This window comes from Micromonospora sp. LOL_021 (assembly GCF_048060215.1).
In the GTDB taxonomy this organism is placed as follows: domain Bacteria; phylum Actinomycetota; class Actinomycetes; order Mycobacteriales; family Micromonosporaceae; genus Micromonospora_E.
Map to the genome: position 1 here is coordinate 24,716 of NZ_JBHMIN010000059.1, position 13,790 is coordinate 38,505.

General features: G+C 68.4%; 14 protein-coding genes. 7 read left to right on the forward strand and 7 right to left on the reverse strand.

Annotated elements, in window-relative coordinates; genetic code table 11:
- Positions 1-76: 76 nt before the first annotated feature.
- On the forward strand, positions 77-718 hold the full coding sequence (locus ACFHWT_RS27230) for a YbjN domain-containing protein (RefSeq protein WP_416597535.1): 642 nt from the start codon (positions 77-79) through the stop codon (positions 716-718).
- A 7-nt stretch (positions 719-725) separates the two neighbouring features.
- On the opposite strand, the gene ACFHWT_RS27235 is transcribed toward ACFHWT_RS27230, so the two are convergent.
- The 3 genes from ACFHWT_RS27235 to ACFHWT_RS27245 form a co-directional block, all read right to left on the reverse strand.
- Positions 726-1,199, reverse strand: coding sequence for a globin (locus ACFHWT_RS27235; RefSeq protein WP_416597536.1), 474 nt, complete (start codon positions 1,197-1,199; stop codon positions 726-728).
- 64 nt (positions 1,200-1,263) lie between these two features.
- The gene (locus ACFHWT_RS27240) at positions 1,264-2,637 is read right to left on the reverse strand and encodes an MFS transporter (RefSeq protein WP_416597537.1); all 1,374 of its coding nucleotides are present in this window, start codon (positions 2,635-2,637) and stop codon (positions 1,264-1,266) included.
- Positions 2,638-2,924: 287 nt separating this feature from the next.
- Positions 2,925-3,914, reverse strand: coding sequence for a mechanosensitive ion channel family protein (locus ACFHWT_RS27245; RefSeq protein ID WP_416597549.1), 990 nt, complete (start codon positions 3,912-3,914; stop codon positions 2,925-2,927).
- 378 nt (positions 3,915-4,292) lie between these two features.
- Here ACFHWT_RS27245 and ACFHWT_RS27250 point away from each other — a divergent pair, with 378 nt between their 5' ends.
- Positions 4,293-4,829, forward strand: a complete 537-nt coding sequence (locus ACFHWT_RS27250) for an HNH endonuclease (protein ID WP_278170929.1) — start codon at positions 4,293-4,295, stop codon at positions 4,827-4,829.
- A 76-nt stretch (positions 4,830-4,905) separates the two neighbouring features.
- Here ACFHWT_RS27250 and ACFHWT_RS27255 read toward each other — a convergent pair whose 3' ends face one another.
- Together ACFHWT_RS27255 and ACFHWT_RS27260 are read right to left on the reverse strand one after the other, a co-directional pair.
- Positions 4,906-5,940: a class F sortase gene (locus tag ACFHWT_RS27255; protein WP_416597538.1), complete on the reverse strand. Its 1,035-nt coding sequence runs from the start codon at positions 5,938-5,940 to the stop codon at positions 4,906-4,908.
- 57 nt (positions 5,941-5,997) lie between these two features.
- A complete protein-coding gene (locus tag ACFHWT_RS27260) occupies positions 5,998-6,525 on the reverse strand; it encodes a hypothetical protein (RefSeq protein WP_416597539.1) in 528 nt (175 codons plus the stop codon).
- A 205-nt stretch (positions 6,526-6,730) separates the two neighbouring features.
- Here ACFHWT_RS27260 and ACFHWT_RS27265 point away from each other — a divergent pair, with 205 nt between their 5' ends.
- Genes ACFHWT_RS27265 through ACFHWT_RS27275 form a run of 3 tightly spaced genes read left to right on the forward strand, consistent with a single transcriptional unit; the run spans position 6,731 to position 8,968 of the window.
- Positions 6,731-8,239: an amidase gene (locus ACFHWT_RS27265; protein ID WP_416597540.1), complete on the forward strand. Its 1,509-nt coding sequence runs from the start codon at positions 6,731-6,733 to the stop codon at positions 8,237-8,239.
- A 32-nt stretch (positions 8,240-8,271) separates the two neighbouring features.
- Positions 8,272-8,562, forward strand: coding sequence for a hypothetical protein (locus tag ACFHWT_RS27270; RefSeq protein ID WP_416597541.1), 291 nt, complete (start codon positions 8,272-8,274; stop codon positions 8,560-8,562).
- Positions 8,549-8,968 (forward strand): DUF5130 family protein, encoded by a 420-nt coding sequence (locus ACFHWT_RS27275; RefSeq protein WP_416552465.1) that lies wholly within the window; start codon positions 8,549-8,551, stop codon positions 8,966-8,968. Before ACFHWT_RS27270 ends, ACFHWT_RS27275 begins: the two co-directional genes overlap by 14 nt.
- A gap of 17 nt (positions 8,969-8,985) precedes the next feature.
- Here the strand turns inward: ACFHWT_RS27275 and ACFHWT_RS27280 are convergent, their stop codons facing one another.
- Positions 8,986-10,020 carry an NAD(P)-dependent alcohol dehydrogenase gene (locus ACFHWT_RS27280; protein ID WP_416597542.1) on the reverse strand — a complete coding sequence of 345 codons (1,035 nt, stop codon included), beginning with the start codon at positions 10,018-10,020 and terminating at the stop codon, positions 8,986-8,988.
- A gap of 584 nt (positions 10,021-10,604) precedes the next feature.
- Here ACFHWT_RS27280 and ACFHWT_RS27285 point away from each other — a divergent pair.
- Complete coding sequence (locus tag ACFHWT_RS27285) at positions 10,605-11,936, forward strand: trypsin-like serine protease (RefSeq protein WP_416597543.1); 1,332 nt, start codon at positions 10,605-10,607, stop codon at positions 11,934-11,936.
- A 360-nt stretch (positions 11,937-12,296) separates the two neighbouring features.
- Positions 12,297-12,527 (forward strand): hypothetical protein, encoded by a 231-nt coding sequence (locus ACFHWT_RS27290; protein WP_416597544.1) that lies wholly within the window; start codon positions 12,297-12,299, stop codon positions 12,525-12,527.
- A gap of 338 nt (positions 12,528-12,865) precedes the next feature.
- Here ACFHWT_RS27290 and ACFHWT_RS27295 read toward each other — a convergent pair whose 3' ends face one another.
- Entirely contained in the window at positions 12,866-13,381 is a 516-nt protein-coding gene (locus ACFHWT_RS27295) for a hypothetical protein (protein WP_416597545.1), read from the reverse strand.
- Positions 13,382-13,790 lie beyond the last annotated feature (409 nt).

Consider the following 13,790-nt stretch of genomic DNA (forward strand, 5'->3'; position numbering starts at 1 on the left):
GCTATCCGGGTACCGTCGGGCCTCGGATCCGACGCAACGTAGGCACCCGGATCCGCTGGGGAGTGAGGTGCGGATAATGCCATGGTGGTCGTGGCGCTCCGGTCACGCAGATGGCGGTGAGCCGGATACCCGAAGCAGGACCGGAGTGGACAGCGGTGTCCGGCTTGGCCCGCCCGCGCCACGAACGCCGGAGCAGACGCCCCGGTCGTCGTCGGCTGAACTCGGGCCGACGAGGCCGGTGGGGTCGCCCTGCCCGATCCCGTCGCCGGCTGCGGCGGCGGGCAAGGAACTATCGCCGCAAGTGGTGCCGGTGACCCTCCGCCGGATCGGCACCGCACTGGACATGTTGGACATCCGGTATCTCGCGGACGGCGACGGCAGCCTGCTGGCGATGTGGGAGCGGCACGCCGTCCTGTTCACCCTCGAGGGGCCGGAGGACGAGATCCTGGTGGTCCGCGCCCGACCGCACTCCACCGTGCCGCCCGACTGGGCCGACCGTGCCTACCGGGTGGTCAACGAGTGGAACCACACCAGACGGTTCTGCAAGGCGTACGTCGGCGACCCCACCGACCGGGGCCAGTTGCCCATCTACGCCGAGCTGCAGGTCCCCCTCGCCGCCGGAGCCAATGACGCGCTCCTGGTCGAGCTGCTGGACTGTGGAGCGGCCGTGGCGACCAGTTTCGTCGACTGGCTGCACGACGAGGGTGCCCTGCTCTGACGGCCGGTCAGCCGCTGGCCAGGTCGCGCCGGGGCGGGTCGGTCGGGTCCATCTCGTTGACCATGAAGTAGGCGGCGCGCTCCAGGTAGTCCCAGAGCATTCCGGCGAGCTCCGGGTGCAGGTCCAGCCGGTCGACCGCCCGGCGCATGTGGGTCAACCAGGCGTCCCGCTCCGCCGGACCGATCCGGAACGGTGCGTGCCGCATCCGCAGCCGGGGGTGCCCGCGCTGCTCGGAGTACGTGCCAGGGCCGCCCCAGTACTGCATCAGGAACAGCGTCAGCCGCTCCGCAGCCGGCCCCAGATCCTGCTCCGGGTACATCGGGCGGAGCAGCGGGTCGGTGGCGACACCGGCGTAGAACTCGTCGACGAGCCGGCGGAAGGCAGGCTCGCCGCCGATTGCGGCGAAGAAGGTCGGGGCGGGACCGCCGGCCGCGGGCGTCGCGCCGGCCGGGCCGTTGGCAGGATCTGACGCTGTCACCACTCCATCCTGCCAGCCGGTCCGCGACCGCCCGGTGCCCGGTGCCCGGTGTGCGCCAGCGCCCGGCTCAGGTGCTGCCGACCTCGTCGGCCTGCTGCGCGTCACGGGCCTGCGGTACAGGGTTGCCGTTACTGGCCGCACCACCATCGGTCGCGGCACCGGGAGCGGCTGCGACGGCGGCGATCGCCGCGTCAAAGCGCTCCTCGGCCGGCCACCGCAGCAGCGCCAGGGAGATCACCACCGCACCGGTCAGGCTCCACAACCCGACCACGGTCGGGATGTCGAACCGGTCGGCGAGCAGGCCGGTGACCAGCACGGCGGCTCCCTGGCCGACCTGGATGCCGGTAGCGATCACACCGAACGCGCGGGCCCGGTAACCGTGCGGCAACGCCTGGACGAACAGCCCGTTGGTCACCGGCAGCAGACCGGCCACCGCGAAGCCGCAGACCCCGGCGAGCACCGCCACCACCGGCGGCGAGGGGTCGAACAGGGTGGGGACCAGCGCCAGCGGAGCGATCACCGCGAATGGTCGGATCAGTCTGCGTCGGCGGCCCGGACGGACCAGTCGGCCGATCAGCAGCCCGCCGATGATGTAGCCGGTCGGACTCGCCGCCATGATCATCGCCTGGGCGAGACCCCGCTCGGAGTCGGACACCCCCGGCTCGGCCGCCCAGGCGGCGGCCAACCCCTCCGGCACGATGGCGAACAGCGGGACCGTCCAGACCAGGATCGCGATGGCCCGCAGCACGTCGGTCCGCCACACCAGCTGGAAGCCCTCGGCGGTCTCGCGGAGCAGGTGCTGACGGCGGTCCGGGGCGGTGGCCGCCGGCCGGGCCCGGACCCCGAGCCGGATCACCAGGGCCGAGACGGCAAAGGTGGTGGCGTTCAACAGCAACGCCGCCCGTGGGTTGACGGAGGCGATCGCCGCGCCGGCGACGTAGCCGCCGACCTGGGCGAGCTGGCCGGTACTGGCGATCAGCGACAGCCCCACGATCAGCCGGTCACCGGTCAGCACGGTCGGCATCAGCGCGGACCGGGCGGCCTGGTTCGGCGGATTCGCCAGGGTGGTGCAGAACAGCAGGCTGATCATCGCCCAGACCGGCAGGCCGGGGATGGCGACCACGGCGACCAGGGCCATCCGGATCAGGTCGGTGGTGATCATCACCCGGTGGTACGGGTGTCGCTCGGCGACCGTGGTGAGCAGCGGACCACCGATCAACCAGGGCAGGAAGCTGACCGCGAAGGCGGCGGCCGACAGGGCCACCGACTCCGTCTCCCGGTAGACCAGGACGGTGACCGCTGCCTTCGCGATGTAGTCGCCGATCCAGGACAACGCCACCGAGACGAAAAGAAAGCGGAACTCATCCGCCGCGAACACCTCGCGGAAGGTCGCCGGACTCCCGGCGGTTTGTGCCTCGTCGGACACGGACGGCGCCTCCATCGTTCTCGGCGGCACCCGCTCGTGGCGGGTACTACCGGGGAACGTCCCGGACGTACGGCTGAGCGAAGTGGTGGTGACACTCCGATGACACTCGTCCCGGATCATGCCCGATCGGGTGACATCTGGCTAGTGTGAACGGCTGGTTTGTCGTCACTCCGACTAAACATTCGGATGACAACCAGTTCGCCATACGGTGCATAGTCCCTGCTAGTCGGCCGAGGCGGACACGTCATCCCGGTACTCGGGCACGTCGTCCCGGTACTCGGGCACGTCGTCCCGGTGACCGGTCAAGTCGTTCCGCCCGGGCCGGGCTCCTCCTGCCCACCTCCCGACCCACGGGTGACGAACATCCGCCCGGCCACGATCTGTGCCGAGATCCCGGAGGTGTGCAGTGCCGCGGCCAGTTGACGGCGCAACTCGCGGCCCACCACGAACTGCCCCTCGGCGGTGGTCTTGGCGACCGTACGGATCACCGCGCCGTCGACCGTGACCTGCTCGACGCCGAGCACGTCCGGCGGCTCCACGAAGTGGCCGGCCATCTCCTCGTCGGCGGCCACCCCCAGGGCGGCGGTACGCAGCACCGCGGTGGCCTGCTCGGTGTCGGCGAAGCCGACCGGCATGTCGACCACCACCATGGCCCAGCCCTGGCTCTTGTTGCCGACCCGGATGATCTCCCCGTTGCGGATGTACCAGAGCACGCCTCGGGCGTCCCGGACCGTGGTGATCCGTAGACCCACCGCCTCGACCACGCCGGTCGCCTCGCCCAGGTCGACGATGTCGCCGACGCCGTACTGATCCTCCAGCAGCATGAACAGCCCGGCGAGCAGGTCCTTCACCAGGGTCTGCGCCCCGAAACCCAGCGCGATGCCGGCGATGCCGGCGCTGGCCAGCAGCGGTGCCAGGTTGAAGCTCAGCTCGCCCAGCACCAGCAGTACGGCGATCCCGAACACGGTCGCGCTGACCGTGCTGCGCAGCACCGAGCCGATCGCCTCCGCGCGTTGCCGCCGACGTTCCGGCATCACCACCGTCCCAGCCGGCGGTGTCCGTTCCCGCAGCGGCCGCAGGATGGTCGGCCCGGCGACCGTCGAGGTGCTGGTCACCAGCCGGCGGATGGCCCGGTGCAGTAGGTACCGCAGGACCACCGCCACCACGATGATCAGCACGATCCGCAGGGGTTTGACCAGTAGCCAGAAGCTCCCCTCCGCCAGCCACGGCAGCCCGGTCCAGTCGAGCACCTGGCTGCAGATCGGATCGTCGTCGGGGCACACCGGGCTCACCGAGGGCTGCGGCTCCGATTGAGCCCACTGGTACGGCTGGTCGGTCGCTGCTGCCCCGGTCACCGGGTCGGCAGGCTCGGGGTCGGCGCGGGCGGGCGATCGTGCGGTCACCGTCAATTCGTACCGTACCGCCCTGCCCGGTCGGCGGCCGACCCACACTGTCGGCCTGACCAGGCGGAACAGGTCAGTGACCGGTCATCGGCCGAACGCCCGAGGGGTCAGGCCCGAATAGTACGTGCATTTGGGTCATCTATCGGGGACTATTGGCGCACGGGCGCTGGCGATTCGCCAGCGCCGGTCGCGGTCCGACCGTCGGTCCGCGTCGAGTCGCAGTCGGCACTAGGAGCGGGTGGGAACACAACCGAGAGGGTGAGCGGGATGCCTGACATACGACCCACGGTGGGCTCCGGTTCGTTGGTGCTCAACGCGACGTATGAGCCGCTGTGTGTCGTATCCGTACGCCGGGCCGCGATCCTGGTCCTGTCCGCCAAGGCGGTCTGCGTCGCCGACGGCGAGGGCATGCTGCACAGTGCCCGGCACTGCCTGCCGGTGCCGTCGGTGGTGCGGCTCACCCGCTACGTTCGGGTGCCCTACCGGACCCACGTCGGCCTCTCCCGCCGGGCGATCTTCGCCCGCGACGGCTGGCGGTGCGCGTACTGCCGGGGCCCGGCGGAGACTATCGACCACGTCTTTCCCCGCAGCCGTGGTGGCCGGCACATCTGGGAGAACGTCGTCGCCGCGTGCGCCCGCTGCAACCACAGCAAGGGCGACCGGACCCCGGCCGAGCTGGGCTGGCGGCTGCCGTCCCCGCCGGCCGCCCCGAAGGGCACCGCCTGGCGGGTGCTCGGGCACCGTGCGCCGGATCCGCGCTGGGCCGACTGGCTCGACCTGTCGGAGTCCGAAGCCGCCGCCTGACCCGGCTGGGTGCTGTCTGACCGGGCTGGGCCGCCGCCTGACACGGCTGGGCCGCCGCCCGAGCCGGTTGCGGAGGTCAGCCGTGCTGGGCGCCGACCAGTGACGCGAAGACGACGACGTTGTCCGCGTACCCGCTGGAACCACCGACCCACTGACCACCGCAGGTGATCAGACGCAGCCCGGGGTGACTGAAGTCGTCGTACACCCGGTCCACCGGCAGGGACGACTTGTCGAACTGCTCGACCGAGGTGACCTCGAACAGCGCTACCGACCCGTCCATCCGGCGGACCTGGATCTGCGCGCCCGGGTGCAGCGTCGCGGCCCGGTGGAAAACCGACGGTCCGGTACTGGTGTCGACGTGGCCGACGATGACCGCCGGGCCGTTCTCACCCGGCGTCGGGCTGGCCACGTACCAGCCGGCCTCGTTGTGCCGGTTAAGTTCCGGAACCGCGATCGTGCCGTCCTCGGCCAACCCGACATCGTGTACGGCAGCCTGCAGGTGCAACGCCGGGATGGCGAGGCTGACCGGGTCGCTGGCACCCAGCGGCGGGTGCGTCTCGGGTGTTGCGCGATGCGCTCCGGGCAGCCAATGCCCGAGCGGGGTGCCGGTTACCCGTTCGAAGCCGAACCCGGCGACGAAGACGCCCGCCACGATCAGCACCAGCGCGACCGGACTCCACCGTGACGGCACGTCCGGTCGTCCCCGGTAGCCACCCACCGCCGCCCGTTGATCGGCAGCCGTCTCGGCCCGGCGTCGACCCGGGCGCAGCGACCCGAACGCTGGCCAGCGCCGCCGTTGCCGGGGTGGGCCGTGCGGTGGACGACGGTTGGCGGCGGATCCGTGGCCGCCGCGGTGCCCGGCGGCACCCGGCACCGCGGCCACCCCACGCAGCGGGGCACGAGCCACCCCGCGGGCGGTACCGGGGATAGCCGGGTACTGCCCCAGCCGGTCCGCCGCCCCGTCCGTCGCCCCGTCAGTTGGCTGATCCGCCGACCCGTCGGCTGGCCGATCCGGCGCTGCCGGCCTCGGCTGACCGTAGGTCGAGACCCGGGGCGCCACCGTGTGCGCCGTGGTACCCGCCGCCGTTACCTGGGTCAGGAACGCGAGCACCCAGCCACCCGGGCGGCCACCAGCCGGGGTAGGACGGACCATCTGGCCGCCCGCTGGTTACGCGCCGGAGTCGGCGCGTCGGCGGCGCATCGCGAACAGCCCGATCCCGGCGCCCAGCCCGATCGCGGCGATCCCGCCGACCAGCAAGGCCGAGCCGCCGGAGCCGGTGCTGGCCGACGCGGTGCCGCCGCCGCCGGCGTCCGGGCCTCTGGTCGGGTGCGCCGTGCCGGTCACGGTCAGGGTGGTTGTCGCCGTGTTTCCGTTCTGACACTGCAGGTCGACCGGGTAGCGCCCGGGACGCTTGCTGCCGGGCACCGTCACCTGGCCGGTCAGCACGTCCTGGTCCGGCATCACGATCACCCGCCCGAACGCGTCCGACTCGACCGTCGCCTGACTGGTGTTGTCGTCTCCGCAGCTGGCCCGGATCGTCACCCGGCCACCGGCGTGCACGGTGCTCGGATCGGCCTCCACGTAGGTGCTGCCCGCGTATGCCGGCGACGTGTCGACCCCGGCCGCCACCGTGCCGATCAGCACGGCGGCGGCGAGCCCGGCCAGCGTCCGGACCGGATGGCTCACTCCTGGCATGATCTCCCCCCGACTACGCTCCGGCCGGCCGGTGATGCCGGCTGTGTCGGCGGCGACCGGTGTGCCGTGCCGACGGCCGGAGCCCGCTCGCCCGACTTCCCGTCCCGACGCCGGCTATGCCTCCCACTCCCGGATCAACCAGCGCCCGGTGAGGTCACCCGCACCTGGCCGCTGCGGCCGGCGAGTGACCTGCCAGGATCGGCCAATGTCGCAGATCCATGATCTGACCGCGTTGGAGCAGGCCGCCGCGATCCGCCGGGGCGAGCTGAGCGGCATCGAGATCGTCGAGCACTACCTGGCCCGGATCGACGCCCACTCGGACACCGTCGGGGCGTTCGTCACGGTTATCGCCGATCACGCCCAGGAACAGGCCCGTGCCCTCGACCGGATCCCGCCGGGCACCCGGACCCGGCAGCACCCCGGCCCGCTGTACGGCGTACCGGTGGCGATCAAGGACCTCACCCTCACCGCCGGGGTCCGGACCACCTTCGGCTCGGCGGCGTTCGCCGACTACGTGCCGAGCGTCGATGCGGACGTGGTCCGCCTGCTGCGCGCCGCCGGCACCGTCAGCCTCGGCAAGACCACCGCCGCCGAGCTGGGCTGTTCGCTCTACACCGAGGGGGAGGTGGCGCCGCCGGCGCGTAATCCGTGGGACCTGGCCTGCACCGCCGGCGGCTCCAGCGGGGGAGCGGCGGCGGCGGTGGCCGCCGGCCTGGTGCCGTTCGCGCAGGGCTCGGACGGCGGCGGGTCGTGCCGGATCCCGGCCGCCCTCTGCGGACTGGTCGGCTACAAGCCCACCCGGGGGGTCGTCTCCGGCGGCCCGCTCGGTGCTGGCGGGTTCGGTCTGCCCAGCCACGGACCGATCGCCCGGACCGTCGCCGACGCTGCCGCGATGCTCGACGCGATCGCGGTGCCGGTGCCCGGTGAGCCGTACCTGGCACCGCCACCGCCGCCCGGCGGCTATCTGGCGGCGGCCCGTCGCGCGGACCCCGGCCGGCTGCGGATCGGCCGGTTCACCACCCCGATGCTCGCCGACGAACCGGTGCATCCGGACTGCCTGGCAGCGGTGGACACGGCGGCCGCGCTGCTCGCCGACGCCGGCCACGAGGTGGTCGACGTCCCGGCGCCGCTCGGCCCGGACCTGTGGCCGCTGTTCGAGACCGTCTGGTACGTGCTCGCGCTGGCCCCGGTGCCACCGGAACGAGAGGCGCGGCTGCTGCCGTTGACCCGGCTGCTGCGTCGCCGGGGCAACGCGGTCAGCGCCGCGACGCTGGTCGCCACCCTGGCCGAGCTGCAGGTCCAGGTACGCCGGGCGATGCACACGGTGGTCGGGCTGGATCTGCTGCTGTGCCCGACGTTGAGCGCTCCGCAGGCCCCGGTCGGCTGGTTCACCGGAACGGGTGACCCGGCCGAGGACTTCGACCGGCAGCGGCGCTTCTCGCCGTACTGTGCGGTGTTCAACGTCACTGGGCAACCGTCGGTGTCCGTCCCGGTGGCGCAGAGTACGGCCGGGCAGCCGGTGGGAATCCTGCTGACCGGCCGCAGTGGCGCGGACGCCACCGTGCTGGCCACGGCCGCTCAGTTGGAGGAGCGGACCGGCTGGCCCGGTCGGCACCCGGAGATCTGGCGGGCCGGGCCCTCCGCTACCGTGAAGGCGTCTGAGCCGGAACGGGCTGGCGGTGTGGCCAGGTCCACCACTCCAGACGTGCGCTGAGTCCCTTGAACCGATGCCGGGGGGCGTTGAGATTGTCTGTTACCAACACGGTGCTCTTCTTCGTCGTGATCCCGGCGGTCATCGTGCTCGTGGTGGCCGGTCTGGCGATGATCGGCGGGCGTGGCGGCGCGGACCGCCGCTACCGGCCCGGCCGGCAGTTCGACTTCAGCCCGGTCTGGTACGTCTCGTCCGGCGACCGGTCCACCGGGACCCCGGCGGCGGCGCTGCCGGCCGGCACCGAGCCGGCGGCGATCGAGTCGGCCAACCCCGGCGGCGGGCAGCCGCGCCCGGGCGCGACGGGAGGCGCAAGTGACCGTTGGTGAGCAGGCCCACGAGCAGTCCAGCGAGTCCACGCGGACGAGCGCGACCCTGCCGGGACCGTTCGGCACCCGACAGTTGCTCCGGCTCGACGAGGCATTGCGGCTGGCCGACTCGGCCACCGGTCTCGCGTTCAGCATCTACGTCGGTGAGCTGGAGGAGCCGACTCGGGAGTACGCGGTGACGCTGCACCGGCAGCTGGCTGACCCGGACGACGCTGTGCTCATCGCCGTGTCGCCGAACCAGCGGGTGCTGGAGGTCGTGACCGGCGCCGAGGCCCGTAAGCGGATCCCGGACCGGGACGCGAAGCTCGCCGCGCTGTCCATGGTGGCCTCATTCGGCGGCGGTGACCTGGCCGGCGGCCTGGTCAGCGGGATCGACCAGCTGGCGTCCCGGGCCGGCCGCGCCTGACGCGTCCGGCCGCCCGGTCAGGGGACCAGCACGGCACGGCCGTGGGTCTTCCCGTCCCGCAACTGCTGGTACGCCTGCACCGCCTCGGTCAGCGGGAAGGTCTGCACCTCGGCGCGGAGCAGGCCCTGGCGGCCGAGCGCGATCACCTCGGTCAGCTCGGCGCGGGTGCCCCAGAACGGGATGACCGCGCTGGTCTCCATCGGCACCGGCGGCGGGCCTTCGACGGTCGCCGCCATCCGCAGCGTACCGCCGCCCAGGCCGACCATCGTCAGGTGACCGCCGGTCGAGACCACCTGCCGGGCCGTGTCCAGGGTGGCGTCCACACAGACGAAGTCGAGCACCACGTCGGCGCCGTCCGGGGCCGGGCCGGTGAGCTCACGGATCTGGTCGACCGCCGCCGCCCCGGCCTGCACGGTGTGGTGCGCGCCCATCCGTTTGGCCAGCCGCAGCGCGGCGTCGCTGGTGTCCACCGCGATGATCGTGACGGCGGTGGTCACCGCCAGGAGCTGCACTGCCATGTGGCCGAGGCCGCCGACACCGATCACCACCGCGTAGGTGCCGGGCCGCAGCGCGTCCCGGCTGAGAGAAATCGCATGGTACGGGGTGAGCCCGGCGTCGGTCAGCGGTGCCGCCTGTACCGGGTCCAGCCCGCCCAGCGGCAGCAGCCGGTCCGCCGGCACCACCACGTGGTCGGCGAGCCCACCGTCGCGGCTGATGCCGACCCCGCCGACCGGTACGGTGCGGCACTGGTTCTCCAATCCGCGCAGGCAGGCTCGGCAGCGCCCGCAGCCGATGATCCCGTACACCGCCGCGGTGTCCCCTTCGGCCCATCCGGTCACTCCCGGACCGAGCTGGGCGACCCGGCCGGCGATCTCGTGGCCGATGGTCAACGGAGTCGGGAAGACCCCGGCGGGCGCGGCGAGGATGTGCAGGTCCGAGTGACAGGCGCCGACCGCTGCCGTGGCCAGCAGGACCTCGCCTGGGCCGGGCTTCGGCGTCGGCACGTCGACAAGTTCGAGGGTGCCGGGCGCGGTGAGTTGGATGGCACGCATGCCCTCAGCGTCGGCCAGGTTCGCGCACGGCGTCCGCCGAACCGCCCCGGATCACCCCCTGCGGCTGAACTGCCCCCGTCCCGCGTGCAGGCAACTGCGGTTTGGGTCGGTAGAAGTTCTCGAAGGTGCTGGGAGCGCTGGGAGCTTCAAGATCACCTAACGGCCCCCACCCGCCTTACTCGTCGTGAACTGGGCTGCCTTCCGGTGCAGCCCAGTTCGCCGGACTACTCACTGACTACGCAAGGCCAGTGAGCAGAGATGTTAACCAGGATGTTGACGTGGGTGCAGCTGCAACCCGCAGTAGCTGCAGGCGATGCCGGAGGATAGGTATTCGGGTACAGGAACAAGTAGTGACAAGGTAGTGGTCTGAGTAGAGCCTACCGTGCTCCTCGATCGTTAGCTTCAGCCCGCCTGGTCGACGAGTGCGAGTAGGTCGAATACCGCAAAAGCCCAGCTCGGATTGCTTGTATTGTCGGCCGCTCGATCATCCATCCGAGCAGCCCTGAAGCAATCAGTCCATTGTGCTACCGTGGTTCGGTCTGCTGTGTCGAAGCGTCCATTTGTAGCGCCAAGGAGGAGTTTTCATGCGCCGCCCAACGCCCAAGCGCTATCGACTGAACTTGCGATTTCTGTTAGTGATTGCGACCATTCTTGCAATTCCGATCTTTGGTTTACCTGCCACGGCATCCGCTTCGAGAGTTGAGGCAATCACTCCGGTCGTTCACGCCGATCCTCAGCTGATCGACAATATCGATCCGGAGATTCTCGCAACCATGAGACATCAGGAAAAGTTTCAGCCGGCTGTCCAACTGATCTACGGCGAGTATGCAAAAGATGAAAGTGGTGGATTTGCTGGAATTGTCTTCGAGGGCGACGGGTTAACCTTGTACTACAAGGGGAAGTTAACTGCGGCAATGAGCAAAGCCCTAGAGAAAGCCCGAACGATAGGGGCGGTTGTCCTCAAGCCTGCAAGATACTCTAAGGCCGAGCTTGTCGCGGAAGGGGATAAGATCCACAACGCGATCGACTCCTATGATGCGAGTGAGATTCAAACTATCGGATATATGTACGATGGAGGTGGCCTCAAGGTAGAGAAGAAACCTAATCTGGCGGCAAGGGGACCGGTTGGTCTGGCAAACGCTCCCCGAGAAAGGGTGGCGACCGCTGAAAAAATCCTTGCGGACGCCGATGTTCGAGTTCCGGTTGAAATTAGCATTGCCGAGGATCCTTTTGTTTTACTGGCAAGCCGTCTAGATGATAATGCGCCCTGGAATGGTGGTGGACGGTGGGAAGCTTGGCGAGGAACGGAACATCGATCGACCTGCTCAACTGGGTTCGGAGTGAACGCAAGTGGTCGAACCTGGATCCTTTCCGCTGCGCATTGTGCAAGCCTGGGTGACATCGCATACCAAGGTGTCTTCGGCGGCGGGTCAGGTACCGGGTTCAGTCAAATGGGTCCAATCAACAGCGATCAGTGGGCATATGATCTGTTGTTGATAGATACTCCTGGATGGTATCTGATTTTTGACGGCTCGCCAACTACGAGTAATACCAAACGGGTCTATAGTTGGGGATATTGGGCGACCAACGAGCTTGTTTGCCAGTCGGGCATGAGGAGTGGCGTGGTCTGTGGAATTAGGCAGGAATATTCCGAGGATGTAAGGGTAAGCTGCAATACTCCAGACTCGGACGGTGACTGCGATTATGTATTAAGGGGAATGATCCACAGTTTCAAGGACGGTGGCGGGATTGCTGCGAGGAGCGGAGATAGCGGTGGTCCAGTCTTTACGTTGGATGGTAACGGGGTGAGGGCGAAGGGAATTGTCAGCGGAGGCAGCGCTAGTGGTAACAAGATGGTCTTTCAGGATTGGCACGATGTAATCCGTCTCTTTGGAGCATATCCAAGAACGCCGTGATTCCTTGGAACTTCCACGTCGGGTCACGCATCCTAATGTATACTGAATCCTAGTTGCTCGGAAAGGTGTCATATGGTAGCCGGAGGGCGAATGAGGCTCGCAGCGACAGTAGGTCTATCTGCGGCAGGGCTGGTGGCCGTCGCCACCTTCTGGGCGCAAGACGGGGGCGATGCGGCAGAACTCCCTCCGCCTGTCACTGCGGGTCCAGCCCATTGCCCTCCGACCAGAGACGTTTCCTGGAGGCCCGCGCTGTCATCGACTAGGGGTGGGGATTTACTTCCGCTCGCGCCTAGGAGAGCTTTGCTTTGTGTCTATCCTGCTCCGGGTGTGGATGCGGTCTCTCAGTTGTCGGAGACTCATGTGATCGAGGGAGCGACCGCACGAGAGGCTGTTGCCTATCTCAATAGCCTGCCATCCGATACTGGCGATGAGGTCTTTTGCTTTGGGGCGGAAACCACCATGTACACGACGGTTTTCGATTATGCCGAAGGTCACGCAAGCGTGTCGATCGGTTGCGGCGTCGAGTACGCCGGGGGGGTGCGCCCGGAAGTGAATATCAAGAAGCTGGTTCGCTATTGGTTCGCTGAATAGTGTAGATTCAATCCAAATCTGCCAGTTGTGTGACGGCGAGTCGATCCCTCGGCTCTGCGACCGATTGACCCCGCCGTTCAATCCGTTACCAGGGGAGTAGGCTGCGTTTGTAGAAGAGTTGGCCAGCGGCTCGGTCGTCGAAAGAAGTATGGCCAGCCAGGCGTAGGTGCTGGCCGCCTTACAGGGATATGGTCGGCTTTTCCGCAGGCGAGGCGGGTGTTGGCCCTGCCGGGGATGTCGTTGGGTTGGTTCCGGTGATCACTGCAGTTCGCTGGCGAACCGAGGCCAAGCCGATACCCATCGCCGTTTCCTGGCCACACGCCCGCTGTCAGCGAGAATCAGTCACGATGGGTACCGGGAGGCCAGATGACTGTCACTGGGACGCCGTTGTTTTCGGCGTAGGCGACGACGTCGGCGGTTCCGCCGTAGCTTCGGGCGGGCATGCCGTCCCAAACGGCGAAGAGCTGATCCGATTGGTCGACCATCAACTCGCTTGCGACCATGTGGGCAGTCGAGTCGGAGACGCGGTAGTCGCAGTGGTGGACAGCTACGGCCTGGCTGATCAACTTGTCGTACGCAGCATGGGCGTGCTCGGGTAGTCCGTCGCGGTACTCTTGGGCGGGGACGACAACTTCAAGCTGACCGCCGTGCCGGAGCACCGCCTCGGCAAAGAGCTGATCGGCTCCGTCGGCGAGGCAGGTTAGGCCGACGATTTCCTCCTTGGCTTCGGACAGCCTCATGTTCAAGGTTTCAGTGACCTTGGCTGTGACTTCGTCGTTCAGTCCGCGATGTCCAGTGATGGCAATCCGCAACTTAACGATCCTCCTGATATCTTCCGTAGAGTCGATCGTCAAGATCGAGGGTTAGCTTTCCGGCCCGTCCTCCGATGGCTTCGCGGAACCGCGAGACTGATTGGAGGATCTTCTCTGACTCATACTTCTTGCCTGCGTCGAAAGCAGTGCAGGCGACGTTGCATGCCTCGTCGAGGCGTCCGGACTTTGCCAGGACCTCGGCTCGTAGGACGTCGGATAGAGCTTTGGCCTTCGGACTCTGGGCTGGACCGCTAGCTGCTATAGAGAGCGCCCGGCCGGCCAGGTTGGGCTGATCCAGCTTGCTTGCGACTTGCGCTCGAAACGACGCCAGCTTCTGTTGATCGAAGCGAAAGATCCAAGGCCAGACAGGTTCATCGTTCCGAGCCTTCGCTAGTACGGCAGCCGCCATTTGCTAGTTGACCAGGGCGTATTCGCGGTTGAGTCGGGTGCG